The sequence below is a fragment of the Porcibacter vitabionis genome (assembly GCF_046263795.1).
GTDB lineage: Bacteria > Bacillota > Clostridia > Lachnospirales > Lachnospiraceae > Lachnocurva.
Genome location: NZ_JBJYZD010000001.1, coordinates 295,411 through 310,695, shown reverse-complemented (window position 1 = coordinate 310,695; position 15,285 = coordinate 295,411). Strand labels below are relative to the sequence as shown.

Annotated in this window: 17 protein-coding genes; all 17 read left to right on the top strand. The window is 47.1% G+C overall.

What is annotated here, in order from left to right:
- Positions 1-18: 18 nt before the first annotated feature.
- The 17 genes from fliF to fliP all read left to right on the top strand — a co-directional run bounded on the left by fliF (position 19) and on the right by fliP (position 15,277).
- Positions 19-1,689 (top strand): flagellar basal-body MS-ring/collar protein FliF, encoded by a 1,671-nt coding sequence (gene fliF / locus ACKX2L_RS01455; RefSeq protein WP_497552517.1) that lies wholly within the window; start codon positions 19-21, stop codon positions 1,687-1,689.
- A gap of 10 nt (positions 1,690-1,699) precedes the next feature.
- Entirely contained in the window at positions 1,700-2,743 is a 1,044-nt protein-coding gene (gene fliG / locus ACKX2L_RS01450) for a flagellar motor switch protein FliG (RefSeq protein WP_497550880.1), read from the top strand.
- Complete coding sequence (locus ACKX2L_RS01445) at positions 2,727-3,542, top strand: FliH/SctL family protein (protein ID WP_497550849.1); 816 nt, start codon at positions 2,727-2,729, stop codon at positions 3,540-3,542. The genes fliG and ACKX2L_RS01445 overlap by 17 nt, the downstream gene beginning before the upstream one ends.
- The gene (locus ACKX2L_RS01440) at positions 3,535-4,842 is read left to right on the top strand and encodes a FliI/YscN family ATPase (RefSeq protein ID WP_497550848.1); all 1,308 of its coding nucleotides are present in this window, start codon (positions 3,535-3,537) and stop codon (positions 4,840-4,842) included. Before ACKX2L_RS01445 ends, ACKX2L_RS01440 begins: the two co-directional genes overlap by 8 nt.
- A gap of 89 nt (positions 4,843-4,931) precedes the next feature.
- Positions 4,932-5,378, top strand: a complete 447-nt coding sequence (gene fliJ / locus ACKX2L_RS01435; protein WP_497550847.1) for a flagellar export protein FliJ — start codon at positions 4,932-4,934, stop codon at positions 5,376-5,378.
- 36 nt (positions 5,379-5,414) lie between these two features.
- Positions 5,415-7,217: a flagellar hook-length control protein FliK gene (locus ACKX2L_RS01430; protein ID WP_497552516.1), complete on the top strand. Its 1,803-nt coding sequence runs from the start codon at positions 5,415-5,417 to the stop codon at positions 7,215-7,217.
- Positions 7,218-7,261: 44 nt separating this feature from the next.
- Entirely contained in the window at positions 7,262-7,765 is a 504-nt protein-coding gene (locus tag ACKX2L_RS01425) for a flagellar hook assembly protein FlgD (protein ID WP_497550845.1), read from the top strand.
- Positions 7,766-7,831: 66 nt separating this feature from the next.
- Positions 7,832-8,833 carry a flagellar hook-basal body complex protein gene (locus ACKX2L_RS01420; RefSeq protein WP_497552515.1) on the top strand — a complete coding sequence of 334 codons (1,002 nt, stop codon included), beginning with the start codon at positions 7,832-7,834 and terminating at the stop codon, positions 8,831-8,833.
- A 36-nt stretch (positions 8,834-8,869) separates the two neighbouring features.
- On the top strand, positions 8,870-9,073 hold the full coding sequence (locus ACKX2L_RS01415; protein ID WP_497552514.1) for a flagellar FlbD family protein: 204 nt from the start codon (positions 8,870-8,872) through the stop codon (positions 9,071-9,073).
- Between the two features lie 24 nt (positions 9,074-9,097).
- Complete coding sequence (locus tag ACKX2L_RS01410; protein ID WP_497550842.1) at positions 9,098-9,904, top strand: motility protein A; 807 nt, start codon at positions 9,098-9,100, stop codon at positions 9,902-9,904.
- Between the two features lie 3 nt (positions 9,905-9,907).
- Positions 9,908-10,798, top strand: a complete 891-nt coding sequence (locus ACKX2L_RS01405) for an OmpA/MotB family protein (protein WP_497550841.1) — start codon at positions 9,908-9,910, stop codon at positions 10,796-10,798.
- 10 nt (positions 10,799-10,808) lie between these two features.
- On the top strand, positions 10,809-11,870 hold the full coding sequence (locus ACKX2L_RS01400) for a flagellar motor switch protein FliM (RefSeq protein ID WP_497550840.1): 1,062 nt from the start codon (positions 10,809-10,811) through the stop codon (positions 11,868-11,870).
- 4 nt (positions 11,871-11,874) lie between these two features.
- The gene (locus tag ACKX2L_RS01395; protein ID WP_497550839.1) at positions 11,875-12,240 is read left to right on the top strand and encodes a response regulator; all 366 of its coding nucleotides are present in this window, start codon (positions 11,875-11,877) and stop codon (positions 12,238-12,240) included.
- Between the two features lie 19 nt (positions 12,241-12,259).
- Positions 12,260-12,715: a flagellar basal body rod protein FlgC gene (flgC, locus tag ACKX2L_RS01390; RefSeq protein ID WP_497550838.1), complete on the top strand. Its 456-nt coding sequence runs from the start codon at positions 12,260-12,262 to the stop codon at positions 12,713-12,715.
- Between the two features lie 17 nt (positions 12,716-12,732).
- Positions 12,733-14,223: a flagellar motor switch phosphatase FliY gene (fliY, locus tag ACKX2L_RS01385; protein ID WP_497550837.1), complete on the top strand. Its 1,491-nt coding sequence runs from the start codon at positions 12,733-12,735 to the stop codon at positions 14,221-14,223.
- Positions 14,220-14,606: a flagellar biosynthetic protein FliO gene (gene fliO, locus ACKX2L_RS01380; protein ID WP_497550836.1), complete on the top strand. Its 387-nt coding sequence runs from the start codon at positions 14,220-14,222 to the stop codon at positions 14,604-14,606. The genes fliY and fliO overlap by 4 nt, the downstream gene beginning before the upstream one ends.
- Positions 14,603-15,277 (top strand): flagellar type III secretion system pore protein FliP, encoded by a 675-nt coding sequence (gene fliP / locus ACKX2L_RS01375; protein ID WP_497550835.1) that lies wholly within the window; start codon positions 14,603-14,605, stop codon positions 15,275-15,277. Before fliO ends, fliP begins: the two co-directional genes overlap by 4 nt.
- The last annotated feature ends 8 nt before the right edge of the window (positions 15,278-15,285 follow it).

Here is a 15,285-nt window from a genome sequence, read left to right as displayed (position 1 = left end):
GGATGATCAGAGGACATGATGAATAAAGTAAAAAAAGCCTGGGAGGGGCTGTCTCCAAAAGCTCAGCGAGTGATAATGATTGCTGCGGCAGCGGCAATCGCTTTTGTTGTGATCGGATCTCTGGTTTTTGCTCATCTTTCTACCAAGAAACCGGAATACACCACACTCTTTACCGGTCTCAGTGCAGATGAAGCTACAGAGATCACATCATTGATCGAAGAAGAGAAAGTGGAATACAAATACGATGCTGCTTCCGGAACGATCAATGTCCCGAAAGATCAGGCAGATTCTCTCCGTGCGAAGCTGATCAGTCAGGGATATCCGAAGAGCGGTTTTACATATGATATGTATGTAAAGAACTCGAACCTGATGGCAACGGAATCAGACAAGAAACAATATACACTCTATGAACTTCAGGATCGGCTGGGATCGACCATTCGCCTTTTTGACGGAGTACGGGATGCCAAGGTGACAATTGCGGAGGATGACGATGACACTTACGCACTCTCCAGTGATGATAGTAATTCAGAGAAAACAGCTTCTGCATCGGTCGTCGTAACCATGCAAAGAGGTGCAACACTGTCGGAAAAAAGCGCCAATGCGGTCCGAAATCTGGTTGCAAGATCAGTTAAGGGAATGAATTTCACCAATGTATCGGTTTTCGATGCAGCTACCATGACAGAGGTTGGAGATTCTTCCGCCACTGGCAGTACCGATAATACGGAGGCGGTAGACAGTCAGACACAGAAACTTGAGAATAACATTGCAGCAAATGTAAAGCGTGTTCTTGCCAAGCTCTATAAGGCCGGCAATGTAGAAGTTTCCGTTAAGGGAACTTTGGATACCTCGAGTCGGGTGCAGGAAAATACAACTTACTCGGTTCCGGTACAGACGGATCCGGATGATAAGGAGGGATTGCTTTCCAAAGAAACAGAGAGCAATGCTTACACTGGAGATAATGCTACAAGAGCTGCGGGTGTTGCAGGAACAGACGCGAATGCGGATACGCCACAGTATACGACACAAAATGGAAGCAATACAACGAATGATTCGAATTTCAATAATGATGCTTCCAGAGAATATCTCTATAACACTCAGAAGGAACAGACCACAACGAATCCCGGAACCTTACAGGATCTGACCGTGGCTGTTGTCATTGATACAGCAGATATGTCGATTGCGGACAACCAGCTTCGTCAGTTGATCGCGGATGCAGCAGGTATCAGCAGAGCAAACGCAGATCAGAAGGTCAGCGTCATTCGAACCGGAGTAACTAAGGAAGCTGCCAAGCAATCCGGCTCGACCAATGCTAATAACAATGGCAAGATGAATCCGAGACAGATGATCCTTATGGCCATTATTGCCGGTGCAGGAATTCTGATCCTCTTTATTATTCTTCGCATCCTGATGGCGAGAAAGGCCAAACGGCAGGAAGAGGAAGAAGAGGAAGCTGCTCGTCTTGAAGAAGAGCGGCTGGCCAAGGAAAAGGCAGAAAAGGAAGCAGCGGAAGCTCAGGCAAGAAAATTGAACGAAGAAGAACAGGCAGACATTCATGTCGCCAGAGGAGAGGAACTGAAAGACAGTATTGGAAGCTTTGTGGAGACGAATCCGCAGGCTGCAGCCAAGCTGGTGGAAGGCTGGCTGAGAAGTGAGGATGATAGCGTTGGCAGAAGAAAGTCCAGAAAATAATACAGTAGATCTGAGCGAGCTGGCCAAGCCGGACCGCACATCGACTTCCTGGCTGACCAATCGGCAGAAGGCGGCATTGGTCATCGTATCTCTGGGTACAGAGAGGGCTTCTCAGATCTACAAATATTTAAAACAAAGTGAAGTAGAAGAGCTGACCTATGAGGTCGCAAGACTTGGCCAGAGGACCAATTCCCAGGTCGAGGGCGCCTTAAGCGATTTCTATAAACTCTGCGTCACGCATAAGATGATGAGCGAGGGCGGTATTGATTATGCTCGGGATGTCCTGGAAAAGGCGTTCGGCGAAACAACTGCCCGAAATCTTTTGGATAAGGTTTCAAAGACTTTGCAGTCCAGACCCTTCAATTTTCTTGGCAAGGGAGATCCGAAATCTCTGATTTCTCTGATGCAGAATGAGAGACCCCAGGTCATCGCTCTGATTCTCTCCTATCTGGAGGTGGAACTTGCGGCTCAAGTCCTGGCAAATCTGCCGGAAAGCAAGAGAGTCGATACGATCTCGGCTATGGCGGAAATGGACCGGGTTTCTCCCGAGGCAATATCCATCGTCGAGGAAGAGATGAAACGGAAGTTTGATACCATCATTACCAGTGAAGACAACATGAATGTCGGCGGTATTGATTTCGCTGCGGATGTCATGAACCATGTGGACCGTACCACAAGCAAGAAGATTTTTGACGGAATGGACGAAACCAATCCGGATCTGGCTGGAGAGATCCGCGACCGGATGTTTGTTTTCGAAGATATCCTTACCATGGACGACCGTTCGGTACAGCGCTTTATCCGCGATTGCGACAGCAGAGATATTGTATTTGCCCTGAAGACGGCAAGCGAAGATATGAAACAGACCTTCCTCCACAATATGTCCAAGCGTATGGCTGAAACCGTGACAAGTGATCTGGAGATGACGACCAATGTCCGTCTCCGTGATGTCGAGGAAGCACAGCAGAGAATTGTCAACCTGATCCGGTCTCTGGAAGATCGTGGCGAGCTTGTAATCAATAAGGGAGGCGGCGGTGAAGATGAGATCATCGTATAAGGATACGGAAATGCCGGATAAGAAGAGCCTTTCAGACATCCACCCCTTCCTGACTCTGAAGTTTCAGGATCCGCCGAAGGTCACGGCAATACAGCCGGAAGCGATCCGAATGGAAGAACGGAAGAAAGTCGAGAAAAAAGCGAAAGAAGAAGATAAGACAAGCCATGCTGCCAGAGTCAGTGAACAGATTCTGGCAGAGGCCAGAGAACAAGCCGCCATCATCCTGAAAGATGCGAGAAAGGAAGCGGAGGATATCCGAAAAAAGGCTCATCTGGATGGATATAAAGAAGGCTTTGAAGAAGGAAAAAATGCCGGCCAGGTCGAAGGCAGAGAAGAATTTGAAAAGGCCATCCAAGAGACAGAGGTTGAAAATATAAAAGCCATCCAAAAACTCGAGGACGCAAAAAATGCCATCTTGAAGAAGTATCTCGGAACTCTTAGGGATATCTCCCTTGCAGTTGCGGAAAAAGTCATTCAGGTCTCTCTTGCATCCAGTTCGGAGATCATCTTACGAATGATTGCCGCAGAGGCGGAGAAACACAGGAAAACGGCCTGGATCAAGATCTATATCGATAAAGAAGATTATGACATGATAGCGAAGGAAGGAGGGGATCTCGCCGGGGTCCTTTCCGATATTTCCGAAAATATTAAATTTGTTGTTATGGACAAGGAATCCCGTGGATATCTCATCATGGAGACCCCGGAAGAAGTGATCGACATGAGCGTGAAAACCCAGGTCGAAAATGTAAAAAGCAGGTTGAAGGAAGTTACGATCGAGGACGAAGATATCGATGTTTAGTCAGATACCCGGCCTGATCCGCAATATGGATACGATAGGTCACATCGGTAAAATTGAAAACATCGTCGGACTTGCCATGGAAGCTTCGGGCAGCAAATGTTCGATCGGCGATATCATGGAAATCTACAGCGAGGAACTCGGCCGTTATGTGGCCTCTGAGGTCGTTGGCTTTAAGAGTGAGAAGATCCAGCTTATGACCTATGAGAGTAACAGCGGGATTACAGCCGGAAGCTTTGTCAGAAACACTGGTCACAGATTGCGGATCCCGGTTGGAGATTTCTTACGAGGCAGGATTATCAATGCTGTCGGTCATCCAATCGACGGGAAAGAGGCTTTCCCGGAGGAATGTGAATATTACACCGTAAGCAGCAGCTACTCCAATCCTCTGACCAGACCGCCCATCCGGGACCGGCTGGATCTCGGCGTCCGGGCTATCGATGGCTTAAATACGATCGGCAAGGGACAGCGTATCGGTATCTTCGCCGGATCCGGTGTCGGAAAGTCCACTTTGATGGGCATGATTGCCAAGAATGTTAAGACCGACATCAATGTGATTGCTCTGGTTGGCGAGCGTGGTCGTGAGGTTCTGGAATTCGTTCAGAAGGATCTGGGCGAGGAAGGAATGAAACGCACGGTTCTTGTAGTAGCAACATCTGATCAGCCGTCTATGATGCGGCTGAAATGCCCATTGGTTGCAACAACCATTGCGGAGTATTTCAGAGACCAGGGCATGGACGTCCTTCTGATGATGGACAGCCTGACTCGATTTGCCATGGCACAGAGAGAAATCGGACTCGCGACTGGAGAGCCGCCGATTGCAAGAGGATATACCCCTTCTATTTATTCGGAATTTCCCAAGCTCTTAGAGCGAAGCGGAAAATTCAAGAAGGGTTCCATCACAGGGATCTATACGGTCCTGGTGGAAGGCGACGATACCAATGAACCGATTGCCGATACGGTTCGAGGCATTTTGGACGGGCATATTGTCCTATCCCGTGCTCTGGCCGCGCAAAACCATTATCCTGCCATTGATATTGGCGCTTCTATTTCTCGTCTGATGGCAGAGATCGTATCGGATGAGCATAGAAAGCTGGCCAGTCGTATGCGAAATATTCTGGCTCTCTATGAGAAGAATGCAGATCTGATTGCTATTGGTGCTTATAAGAAAGGTGCCAATAAGGAATTGGATGAGGCAATTCGCCTCTACCCCCGGATCAATCGCTTCCTGATGCAAGGGGTCAATGAAAGTTTTAGCTATGAAGAAGTTCTGGAAGGCATGAAGAAAGCTCTGGAAGGCTGACTTTTCGATGACTTTTGAGAAACAGGCTGACGAAAATAAAAGCTTCTTCAGCGGGCAAAGAACAGAAGTTTCCTGTCAGAGGATCATCCATGAAGAAATTTCACTACAGTCTGGAGACTGTCCTCGATTATAAACAAAGGATCCTGGATTCCATTCTGGAAGAATATGCCGTCTGGCAACAGAGAATCGAAGAGAGGAAGACAAAGATCCAAACGCTCAGAAAGGAAAAGAGAAATCTTGAGGATTCCTTTGACAAACTCCAGCATGCCGGTGGAAGCATTGAAAAATTTCTCCTCTATGCGGACCTGATTGACCGGATGGACCGGGAAATAGAAGTCCAGAAGGAAAAATTGAAAGAACTCGAAAAGGAAGCAGAGAAGGTCAAAAAGAAGGTAATCGACGCGAAAATCGATGTCAATAAATTCGAAAAATTGAAGGAAAAGAAATTTCAATCCTATCGTCTGGCCGAGCAGAAAGAAAATGAGGCTTTTATCGATGAATTTGTTCAGAACCAGACGTCACGTCCGACAGGTTAACAGGAAAGTGCAGATCATTAGAAAGGAGGAAGAAGAATGTATGGAATGAACGATACCCTGAATGTTCGGGGAAACGAACCGGCAAAGGCCAATTCCTCTGGGATCCGAAAGAGAGAAAGAAGACTTTCGAATGGGAATGACAACATTGCCGGTACATTTCAAAATCTCATTCAGACTCTGACCGGTAATATAAAAGCAAAAGACAGTCCGAAAAGAGAAGAAGGCCATACGATGGACCATTCGACTTCTTCGGTAGAAAAAGCAGGAAAAACAGCTTCCGTTACAGAGAGAAATCAGAATTTGTCTTCTTCGAATGGCGCCCGAACAGTCGATTACAAAGACAAGGAGCAAAGCAGGATACCTACAGATAGCAGAAGCCAGAAAACGGATGCTGCTATTTCTGACTCGGATCCGGCTGCCCTGCGAGAACAGAGACAAGATGGCCCGGCTGTGAAAAATGAGAAAAATGACAGTCAGATCATCGTGGACCCTGAAATAAATGAGAAAAACGCGGTAAATCTGGAAGCAGATGCCCTACCGAAGGAAAATCCAAAAGTAGAAGCAGAAGTTACAAAAGATTCGAGTACAGGTCAGACAGAACCTGTAGATTTGGAAGTGGAAACGGATGCTGCGATAAGTTTTCAAGCCGGAAGGAAAGAAATCACAGATCCGGATGAGGATGTGAAAGATCCTGCGATTTCAAAAGAAGGCCTAAAAGACACTGCAATTTTAAACGAAGGCGAAATAGACACAGCGGTCTTAAACGAAGGCGAAAAAGACACTGCAATTTTGAACGAAGGCGCAATAGACAAAGCGGCTTTCAAAGAAGGCAGGAAAGACACTGCGATTCCGAAAGATGGCTCGACAGATCCTGCCATTTCGAAGGAGGAGATAAAAGCTGCAGTAAATCCGACAAAAGATGCGTTAAACACTGTCAATCAGAAAATGATGGAGTCGGATGCAAATGACCGGGAAATGCTTTCAATATCCGCTTCCAATCGAGACAATGAAACAGGAGCGGCAGGAGCGAAAGATTCAAGTGCAGAGCCGATCGCTATTACCAATCAGGAAAGGGATGCTTTTGGATCCGAGAATGGGAAATCGGAAGGAAAGGCTTCTTTGGCTGAAGTGCAGACAGACCCTTTGAACGGAAAAGAGAATTCTTCTGATCCAAAGGTCCTTGATTCGAATCCGAGTACAGATGCTTTGGAGAATAGAGATGGGAAGGACCTTACAGCCCTTACAATAGAAGCAAAGAATCGTCCGGATTCCGCCTTAAAGAGTAGCAGGAAGGATTCCGGGAATAGCGAAGAGCCTTCGCCGATATCTCCGTCGAATGTTTATAATTCAAGCCAAAATGTCGAAATAATTAGGAATGGGGAAGGTTCGGCTTTCGTAGCGAAAGGACAGATGACAACAAGTCCTGCGCGCCTTCCGGAGGACTTAAGTACTCTCATTACGAAGACCTGGAAAGCAAATGAAAACCGACCCGGAACGATGGAATTGACCTTGAATCCGGAGAATCTCGGAAAGATCACGATCCATCTGACCTACGAGTCCGGACGGGCAAATCTTACGATTCTTACAACAAAACCGGAAACTTTCCATTTACTTTCCGAACATGCTGAAAAGATGGGAGAGATCCTGACCCGGTCGACCGGGAAAGAAACGGCTGTCATTCTTCCACCAAATATGACGGATAGCGGGGAGAAAACTTCCATGAATCTGGAAGGACGATCTCAAAACCGCCGGGAAGCGGATGAAGGACAAAAAAGACAGAAACAAAAACAGGAGAGCCACGACCGTTTTCTTAATATGATGCGGCTTGGCCTGGATTGATAGAGAATAGAAAAGTCCTCGCAGAAAGAAGAAAGGAAGACAAAATGCCGGATATCAGTGCATTGAGCGGATCGAGCGGAACAAGTTCCGTATATTCAAAAAATACAGCCGCCGCCAATAATGAGAAGGGAAGTCTGGACATACAGAGTTATTTCAAACTTCTGGCAGCACAGCTTGCCAACCAGGATATGTCCAATCCCATGGATACCAGTGATATGATGAATCAGATGTCTCAGATGGCTATGGTGCAGTCTTTGACAGCTATGACAGAATCCATAAAGACTTCGACCGCTTTAAGTCAGCAAAGCTATGCAGCCAGTCTGATCGGGAAAAAGGTAACCTATCTCGCATCTGCAGGGACTGGAGCGGATGGCAGTGAAAAGACCGTCACAAAGACCGGAATTGTAAGTTCGGTCAGTCTGAGTGGCAAGAACCCGACCATTCGGATCGAGGGAGACGATACAGACTATTCTTTGGAACGAATTCAGAGTGTACTTGGAAACACTACAAGAGATACAAAGAATGCAGACTCTGTTCTTGAGTCTTAACCAGTGATAGATAATAACTGATTGTTTGAAATAAAACCGATTCAAAAGGAAGAAAGGAATAAAATTATGTTAAGAGCTATGGATTCCGCCGTTTCCGGCTTAAGAGCACATCAAAACAAGATGGATGTCATCGGTAATAATATTGCCAATGTCAATACCAGTGGTTACAAGGCACAGAATTACACCTTTAAGGATGCCATGTATCAGACAACAACCGCATCTTCCAATGGCCAGGCAGGAACCGTCGGCGGTTCTAATGCTGTTCAGTATGGTTATGGTTCTGTCACAGGAGCGATTTCCACTGATATGACAAGCTCCACACCGAGCTATGTCGGAGGCTTTAATGCCAGCATCAACGGATCCGGATTCTTCATCACAAAGACAACAGCTCAGCAGGAACCGATTGAGACTGCGGACGGAGACGCCGCAGTGTCTACGAAATTAAAGGCTGCCAATTTCAATTTTACCCGTGTCGGCCAGTTCTCTGTGGATGCCAACGGATATATGGTAGATTCCAACGGAAATTTCGTCTATGGTTTTCAGCCTCTGGGAAATAACAATGCAATTACATTGACCCTGGATGAGATCGGAAATCCCGGAGATCACTATGGAACAAAGTTACAGGCACTCCGTGCTCCGGCTCTTACCGGAAGCAATACGGTTGCTGCTGACGCAAGGCTGAATTTCACCGGTGAGGCAACCCAGCTGAAGAGTGTGCAGATCGATAACGATGGTACTGTAAAGGGAACAATCAGTTTCAATGGGGAATCCAAGAATGTTGTCATCGGAAAGGTGGCTATCGCAAACTTCCAGAACCAGGAAGGCCTGATGAAGGCCGGAAACAATAACTTCAATGCCAGTGCAAATGACAACTCCGGTTTCATGACAGCTACCCAGCCGGGAGGATCCACATCCAGTCTGATGAGCGGCTACCTGGAGTCCTCCAATGTGGATCTGGCCAAGGAATTCTCCGATATGATCGTTACTGAGCGTGGTTTCCAGGCAAACTCCAAGATGATCACGGTCAGCGATGAGATTCTTCAGGAATTAGTTAACATGAAGCGCTGATAGAAGAATACATCGCCCCTTTTATTAGGAGAAAATATGATAAAATTGACTCGTCTCAATGGTGAGACCTTCTATTTGAATTATTTCCAGATTCTTAGTCTGGAATCGATTCCGGAGACGAAGATTCGAATGACAAATGGGGACTTTTTCCTGGTTCGGGAAAGCATTGACCATATTGTCAAAGAGACCCAGGTCTATTTCCGGTCTATATTTACCGGAAATAGCGGGATGGAACAATAGGATGCAGGAGGCAGATCAAGTCTTATGGACATTACGACACTAATCGGATGGGTACTGGCAATCGCATTGGTTGTCTATGGTATTACGGTCCCGAAGCTCGGGAACTTCTATGATGTACCCAGTATTGCTATCGTTTTAGGAGGAACCATTGCCTCCCTGATTGCCTGCTATCCTGTCCGAATGCTGAAGGATATCCCGAAGCATATTGGAAAATGCTTTCGCGGCAAGGATTTTGAGATTCCGCCGACCGTTGATAAAATTGTGGAACTGGCTATGATCGCCAGAAAAGAGGGACTGTTAGCCTTGGAAGAGAAAGCGGATGAGATCGAAGAGCCCTTCTTCCATTCAGCAGTCCTTATGATCGTAGATGCAAACGACCCGGATAAGGTTCGCTTTGTTTTGGAACGGCGGCTGGATGATATGGCAGCAAGACATGAAGAAGTTCGGGGCATGTATTTGAAGGGCTCTGCCCTTGCACCGGCTTTTGGTATGATCGGTACCCTGGTTGGACTGATCAACATGTTAAAGGGAATGAATCTGAGTGGTTCCGGCGGTGCGTCGACCCTGGGACAGGATATGTCCGTTGCCTTGATCACAACCTTCTATGGCTCGGCTCTTTCCAATATTTTCTTCCATCCGATCGCGCAGAAACTGGGAGTAAGAGATGCAGAAGAAGAACTTTATTGTTCCACCATTATTGAAGGCGTGATTGCGATTCAGTCCGGGGAAAACCCCAAGAATATCCGGGAGAATCTGCTTGGCTCCATTAAGACAAAAGATTCAACAAAATTGCTGGCAGAGGACATTAAGACCGGACAGACGGGAGAATAAAGTATGGCAAGAAGAAAGAAAGGCGGGGGCGGAGATGAAGGCGGAAGCTGGATGGATACCTACGGGGATCTGGTTACATTGCTTCTGACTTTCTTTGTGCTCCTTTATTCCATGTCCAGTCTGGATCAGAGTAAGTGGGATCTTTTCGTAAAGAGTATCTATCCTGGTCTTGTCAGTAAAGACGGTGACAGCGGAAGCATCAATATAAATGGCCAGGTTACCAAAGACGGAAAGGCGTCTAAGGGAGCCGGAGATAAAGCTGCCGCCAGTAATGCGCAGGCAACAACAGACAACCTGAATGAACTCTATCTCATGATCGCACAGAAAATGGACCAGCAGGGGGTCAGCGGAGTATCTGCAAGCCGGGGTAAGAATTATACTTTTGTAGAATTCAAGGATAAGGCCTTCTTTAACGGCGATTCTTCTGTCCTGACAGATCAGGGAAAAGATGCCTTGAGTATTTTCTGTAATATCATTGCACCGGAAAAGGAAAAGATCAGCCAGGTCAATATCATGGGACATACAGCCCAGGCATCCCGGGCGGGAGATACCGTTCGAGGTGACCGCATGCTGGCCGCCATGCGAGCGGCAGAGGTCTGTATTTATATCGAAGAGCAGAATGTGATTGAACCGGAAAAAATTGTCAGTATGGAATACGGACAGTTTCGTCCCGTCCAAAGTAATGATACGGAGGCGGGACGGGCGGCCAACCGCCGGGTTGAAATCCTTCTGATTGACAAGGGAGCTGACGAAAACGACGTTGACAAGATCCGGGATGAGGTGAATTCCGGAACGGGCAATGCAAAAACGGCGACAACTGACGGAAATCCGGATACAGATGTTTCTGTAGGGAAGGATGCTACATCGACGACAGTAAATAACACGGCACAATAGAGGAAACAGCATGGCAGATGTATTGTCTCAGAGTGAGATCGATGCCCTTTTAGCCTCCATGCATAATGATGCAGAAGACACAGAGGTCAAAGGAGAAGCGGTTCCGACTCCGGCAGCCAAGCCGAATGATGACTATAAGAAGTATGACTTCTATAGTCCGAGAAAATTTACAAAAGAAAAACTGAAGATCCTTCGGAGCATATTTGAGAACTATGCCCGTTTGATGACTTCTCAGGTGAATGGAATCTTTCGGGCCATGACGGATATTACGGTCATCGAGCTCCGGGAGAGCCGTTACTATGAATTTGTTAATTCTTTCCATGAGAATGACTGTATGACCATCATTGATGTCAGTCTTCCGGACAAGGGCAAGTTCAGTGTACCCATGATGATGTATATTACACCGGGACTGATTCTGACTCTGATGAATCATATGCTGGGCGGCGGCGACCGGGTCTTAAAGGCGGAGGACAATTACCGCTATTCTGATGTGGAGATGTCTCTTTACCGGCGAATTGTGGAATATTTTATTCATGCCCTGGGAGACGGATTTTCGAATTACATTACTGCGGATTTCAAACCGCAGAAAGTGGAAGAAAACCCCTCCATGGTACAGGAAGTCGGACTGGATGAGACCGTGGTCCTCGTTCATTTAAATGTAGATGTTACAGGGATATCCTCTGAGAAGATCCGGATGTGTATTCCGGGAACCCTTCTCGAGCAGATTTTTCGGACCATTGATAATCGAAAGCATCTGGCAAGAGGTTTTACCTATGCCAATAATACCGATACCATTATGAGTCACCTCAGAGATTCTTCATTGCAGCTTACGGCAGTTCTGGGGAAGATCAGACTTACGGTAGATGATATCGATCGCCTCCAGGTGGGAGATGTGATTGATATGAATATTTCAAAAAATGCCCTTTCGACGGTTTATGTCGGTAGCAGCCCCTGGTTTAAGGGTCATATGGGTGTTTATAAGAAAAATATAGCAATTCACATTGATCGCCGCATTGAACCAAAGAATGAGGACGATCAGGAAACGAACAAGAACAAAGAAGAAGGAGAATAATCAAATGGCTAAGATTTTACTGGTAGATGATGCGGCATTCATGCGAATGATGGTGAAGAAGTCCCTGTCTGAGGGTGGATATGCCGATGCGACTTTCATTGAAGCGACCGATGGCCTGGACGGCGTTCAGAAATATGAACAGGAGAAGCCGGACATTGTGATCATGGATATTACCATGCCCAATATGGACGGACTTCAAGCCTTAAAGAAGATCCGTGAAGAGGATCCGTCTGCAAAGGTTGTTATGTGTACGGCAATGGGACAGGAAAGCATGGTTGTGGACGCTATCAAGTCCGGCGCAAAGGATTTCGTCGTAAAGCCTTTCAATGCGGAGAGAATTTGTTCTACCGTAAAGAATATCCTGGGATAAGCCGTAAGAAGGAGGAAGAATGTCTTTCTTAAATTCTTTTGATATCAACGCATCCGGAATGAGCGCTCAGAGGACCCGTCTGGATATTGCTTCCGAGAATATAGCCAATGTCGATACCACGAGAACGGCAAATGGCGGTGCCTATCGGAGGAAGGATGTTGTCCTCGAGAGTTATGGAGAGAAAGCGACATTTGCCAATGCGCTCCGCCGGGCAAGAACCGGAGAGAAGACGGTTGGCTCCGGGAAAATGGGCGTTCGTGTTTCTGAGGTTGTGGAAGATACGACCGCTTTGAAAAGAGTCTATGATCCTGAGAATCCGGACGCAGATGCAAACGGATATGTAGAGAAACCAAATGTGGATGTCTTAAAAGAAACGGTAGATGCAATGTCAGCGACCCGTTCCTACGAAGCAAATGTGACTGCTTTGAATGCCATCAAGCAGATGACACAGAGTGCGATGAACATCGGTAAATAATGAAGGAGTAAGAATCAATGGGAGCTTCCAATTTTAACGAAATGGAGATTGACGCTGTCGGCGAGATCATGAATATCAGTCTGGGCGCCTCGGCAACCGCTGTTTCGACACTCCTTGGAGCAAGAACCAATATTACAACACCGGTTGTATCGGTGGAATCCCGTTCCCAGTTCAGTTTCCAGAATCTGGAACCCGCGATTGCTGTTGAGATTTCTTATGTCGAAGGCTTATCCGGTACCAATGTCATGATGTTCAGTAAAGAGGATGTCCGGATCATCGTCGGAATGATGATGGGGCAGGAAATCCCGCCGGAAGAATTTGTTTTCGATGAAATGAACAAAAGCGCCATCTGTGAGGTCATGAACCAGATGATGGGAAGCTCCGCAACCGCCTTGTCGGAGTTCCTCGGATATACGGTCAATATTTCCACACCGGTTTCCTTCGAAGTGCCGAATGCAGCTGCCTTCAAGGATAAGTACTTTCCCGGAGAAGAGGATAAGGTTGTTGTCCGGTTCAATCTGGCCATTGATCAGGCCTTAAACAGTGAATTTCTGATCATCATGGATGCGAAGCTGGTGAAGGAACTGCTTCGCCCCTATGCTGCAAGCCTGGGACAGGATACGTCAGAGGAGGATACACTGGAGGAACCGCCGGTTCTCGGTCAGGAAGAGACCGTTGTCGCTCCCGAGTCATCATCAAAAGAACCGCCGGCCTTTGGAGAAGAGGATCAGACTGAAAAAGAAGAGACCGCAGAGGCTCCTGTGGAGGAGAAAGAAACTTCGCCGGAAATCTCTGATGAAGAAGCAAAAGCGGTCTACCAGGGAATGAATGAAAAACATGCTCTGGATCAGAATGAAACGGATGCGATCCTGGCCCGCCTCAAAGAGGAAGCTGCAGCTTCTTCGGAAGAGACTAAAAAAGAAGAAGCAGAGGAAGCACCGGCTTCCAATAACCCTGTTCAAACGACCGGTCAGCCTGCCCCGACTCCAACTGTGAATACAGGCAGCCAAACGGCTCCGGTTCAGTATGTATCAGCGCCGGATCCGGCCTTGACCCAGATTCTTTCCGCTCTCCAGCAGTCCCAGAATCAGATGATGAATCTGATGCAGGAAATGCATGAGGAGAAGAAGGAGAGGGAGAAGAAATTAGAGGCCAGAAAAGAAGCAAGAAAGCAGGAGACCGGAGGTATTGTCCGCTCCTTATCTGCCCCGGAATACAGCGAACTTCAGGAGGATGGAGAGGAAATCGAAGCCAACCGGGAGATGCTGATGAAGGTTCCCGTGGAGATCTCCGTTGAAATCGGAAGAACCAGAAAACCCATTAAGGAAGTTCTGGATCTGACACAGGGATCTCTCGTGGTTCTTGATAAGATGGCAGGTGAGCAGGCAGATCTCTATGTGAATGGAGAATGCATTGCCCATGGCGATATCGTTGTTGTTGAGGATAATTTCGGTATTCGAATTACAGAGATCCTGAACAAGGATATTTACCGGGAGGTTCAGGAATGAACACGGTCCTGTCCCTTGTAACAGTTATTTTAATGTGCCTTATGGTCCTGGTTCTGGCCTGGGCCTCCAGCCGTTTTCTTGGTAAGACCTGGCGGAAAACCGCCAGAGGCCGTTATATTCATGTGATCGATCAGGTCCCCTGTGGACAGGATCGTTATCTTATGATCGTTAAGATCAAGGACGAGAACTATCTGGTCGGATCTACAAATGGAGACATTCGTCTCCTGTCAAAACTGGAGGGCGATTTCAAGGATGAAGATACGCCTTCGGATTTTCATTTCCCGGGAAAGGATGCGAAGGGGACTTTCAAGGAGTTGTTAATATACAACTTCAAGAAATATACCGGGCATGCTGACCCGGGAAAGGACGTTTTGAAGAAATGAATGACTTGAACACAGCAACACAAGTGATCTCGGGCTTGAACGGAGGCAATGTACCGGCACTGGATATGATCTATACGATCACTCTGGTAGCCCTGCTTCCCACCATCGTCATCATGATGACGAGTTTTGTCCGTATCATCATCATTTTATCCTTCACCAGAACAGCTTTGGGCGTTCAGCAGACACCTCCGAACATTGTCCTGATCGGGATCTCTCTTTTCCTGACTCTCTTCATCATGACACCGACCATGAATCAGATCCGGACCCAGGCGATAGAACCCTATCAGGCCGGACAGATCAATCAGGAAGAAGCCATGGTGAAAATGGAGGAGCCCATGAAGAAATTCATGCTCCGGAATACGGAAAAGAAGACCTTAAACAAGTTCGTGTCCATGGCAAAACAGGAGAAATTGAAGGATCCGACCCAGTATCCTCTCACCATCATTACACCGGCCTTTATGACCAATGAATTAAAGAGAGGCTTTATGGCGGGTTTCCTGATTTATCTGCCCTTTCTTCTGATCGATATCGTCGTGGCATCGACTCTGATGGCCATGGGTATGGCAATGATGCCGCCGACCATGGTGTCCATGCCCTTTAAACTTCTACTGTTTGTTTCTGTCAATGGCTGGGATCTGATGTTCTCGACCATTGTCAATAGTTTTCGATAGGAGGCAGG

What these genes read in the sequence shown, in the direction of transcription:
- fliF (WP_497552517.1), top strand. Translation starts at nt 19, where the DNA reads ATGAATAAAGTAAAAAAAGCCTGGGAGGGGCTGTCTCCAAAAGCTCAG.
- ACKX2L_RS01445 (WP_497550849.1), top strand. Translation starts at nt 2,727, where the DNA reads ATGAGATCATCGTATAAGGATACGGAAATGCCGGATAAGAAGAGCCTT.
- ACKX2L_RS01440 (WP_497550848.1), top strand. Translation starts at nt 3,535, where the DNA reads ATGTTTAGTCAGATACCCGGCCTGATCCGCAATATGGATACGATAGGT.
- fliJ (WP_497550847.1), top strand. Translation starts at nt 4,932, where the DNA reads ATGAAGAAATTTCACTACAGTCTGGAGACTGTCCTCGATTATAAACAA.
- ACKX2L_RS01430 (WP_497552516.1), top strand. Translation starts at nt 5,415, where the DNA reads ATGTATGGAATGAACGATACCCTGAATGTTCGGGGAAACGAACCGGCA.
- ACKX2L_RS01425 (WP_497550845.1), top strand. Translation starts at nt 7,262, where the DNA reads ATGCCGGATATCAGTGCATTGAGCGGATCGAGCGGAACAAGTTCCGTA.
- ACKX2L_RS01420 (WP_497552515.1), top strand. Translation starts at nt 7,832, where the DNA reads ATGTTAAGAGCTATGGATTCCGCCGTTTCCGGCTTAAGAGCACATCAA.
- ACKX2L_RS01415 (WP_497552514.1), top strand. Translation starts at nt 8,870, where the DNA reads ATGATAAAATTGACTCGTCTCAATGGTGAGACCTTCTATTTGAATTAT.
- ACKX2L_RS01410 (WP_497550842.1), top strand. Translation starts at nt 9,098, where the DNA reads ATGGACATTACGACACTAATCGGATGGGTACTGGCAATCGCATTGGTT.
- ACKX2L_RS01405 (WP_497550841.1), top strand. Translation starts at nt 9,908, where the DNA reads ATGGCAAGAAGAAAGAAAGGCGGGGGCGGAGATGAAGGCGGAAGCTGG.
- ACKX2L_RS01400 (WP_497550840.1), top strand. Translation starts at nt 10,809, where the DNA reads ATGGCAGATGTATTGTCTCAGAGTGAGATCGATGCCCTTTTAGCCTCC.
- ACKX2L_RS01395 (WP_497550839.1), top strand. Translation starts at nt 11,875, where the DNA reads ATGGCTAAGATTTTACTGGTAGATGATGCGGCATTCATGCGAATGATG.
- flgC (WP_497550838.1), top strand. Translation starts at nt 12,260, where the DNA reads ATGTCTTTCTTAAATTCTTTTGATATCAACGCATCCGGAATGAGCGCT.
- fliY (WP_497550837.1), top strand. Translation starts at nt 12,733, where the DNA reads ATGGGAGCTTCCAATTTTAACGAAATGGAGATTGACGCTGTCGGCGAG.
- fliO (WP_497550836.1), top strand. Translation starts at nt 14,220, where the DNA reads ATGAACACGGTCCTGTCCCTTGTAACAGTTATTTTAATGTGCCTTATG.
- fliP (WP_497550835.1), top strand. Translation starts at nt 14,603, where the DNA reads ATGAATGACTTGAACACAGCAACACAAGTGATCTCGGGCTTGAACGGA.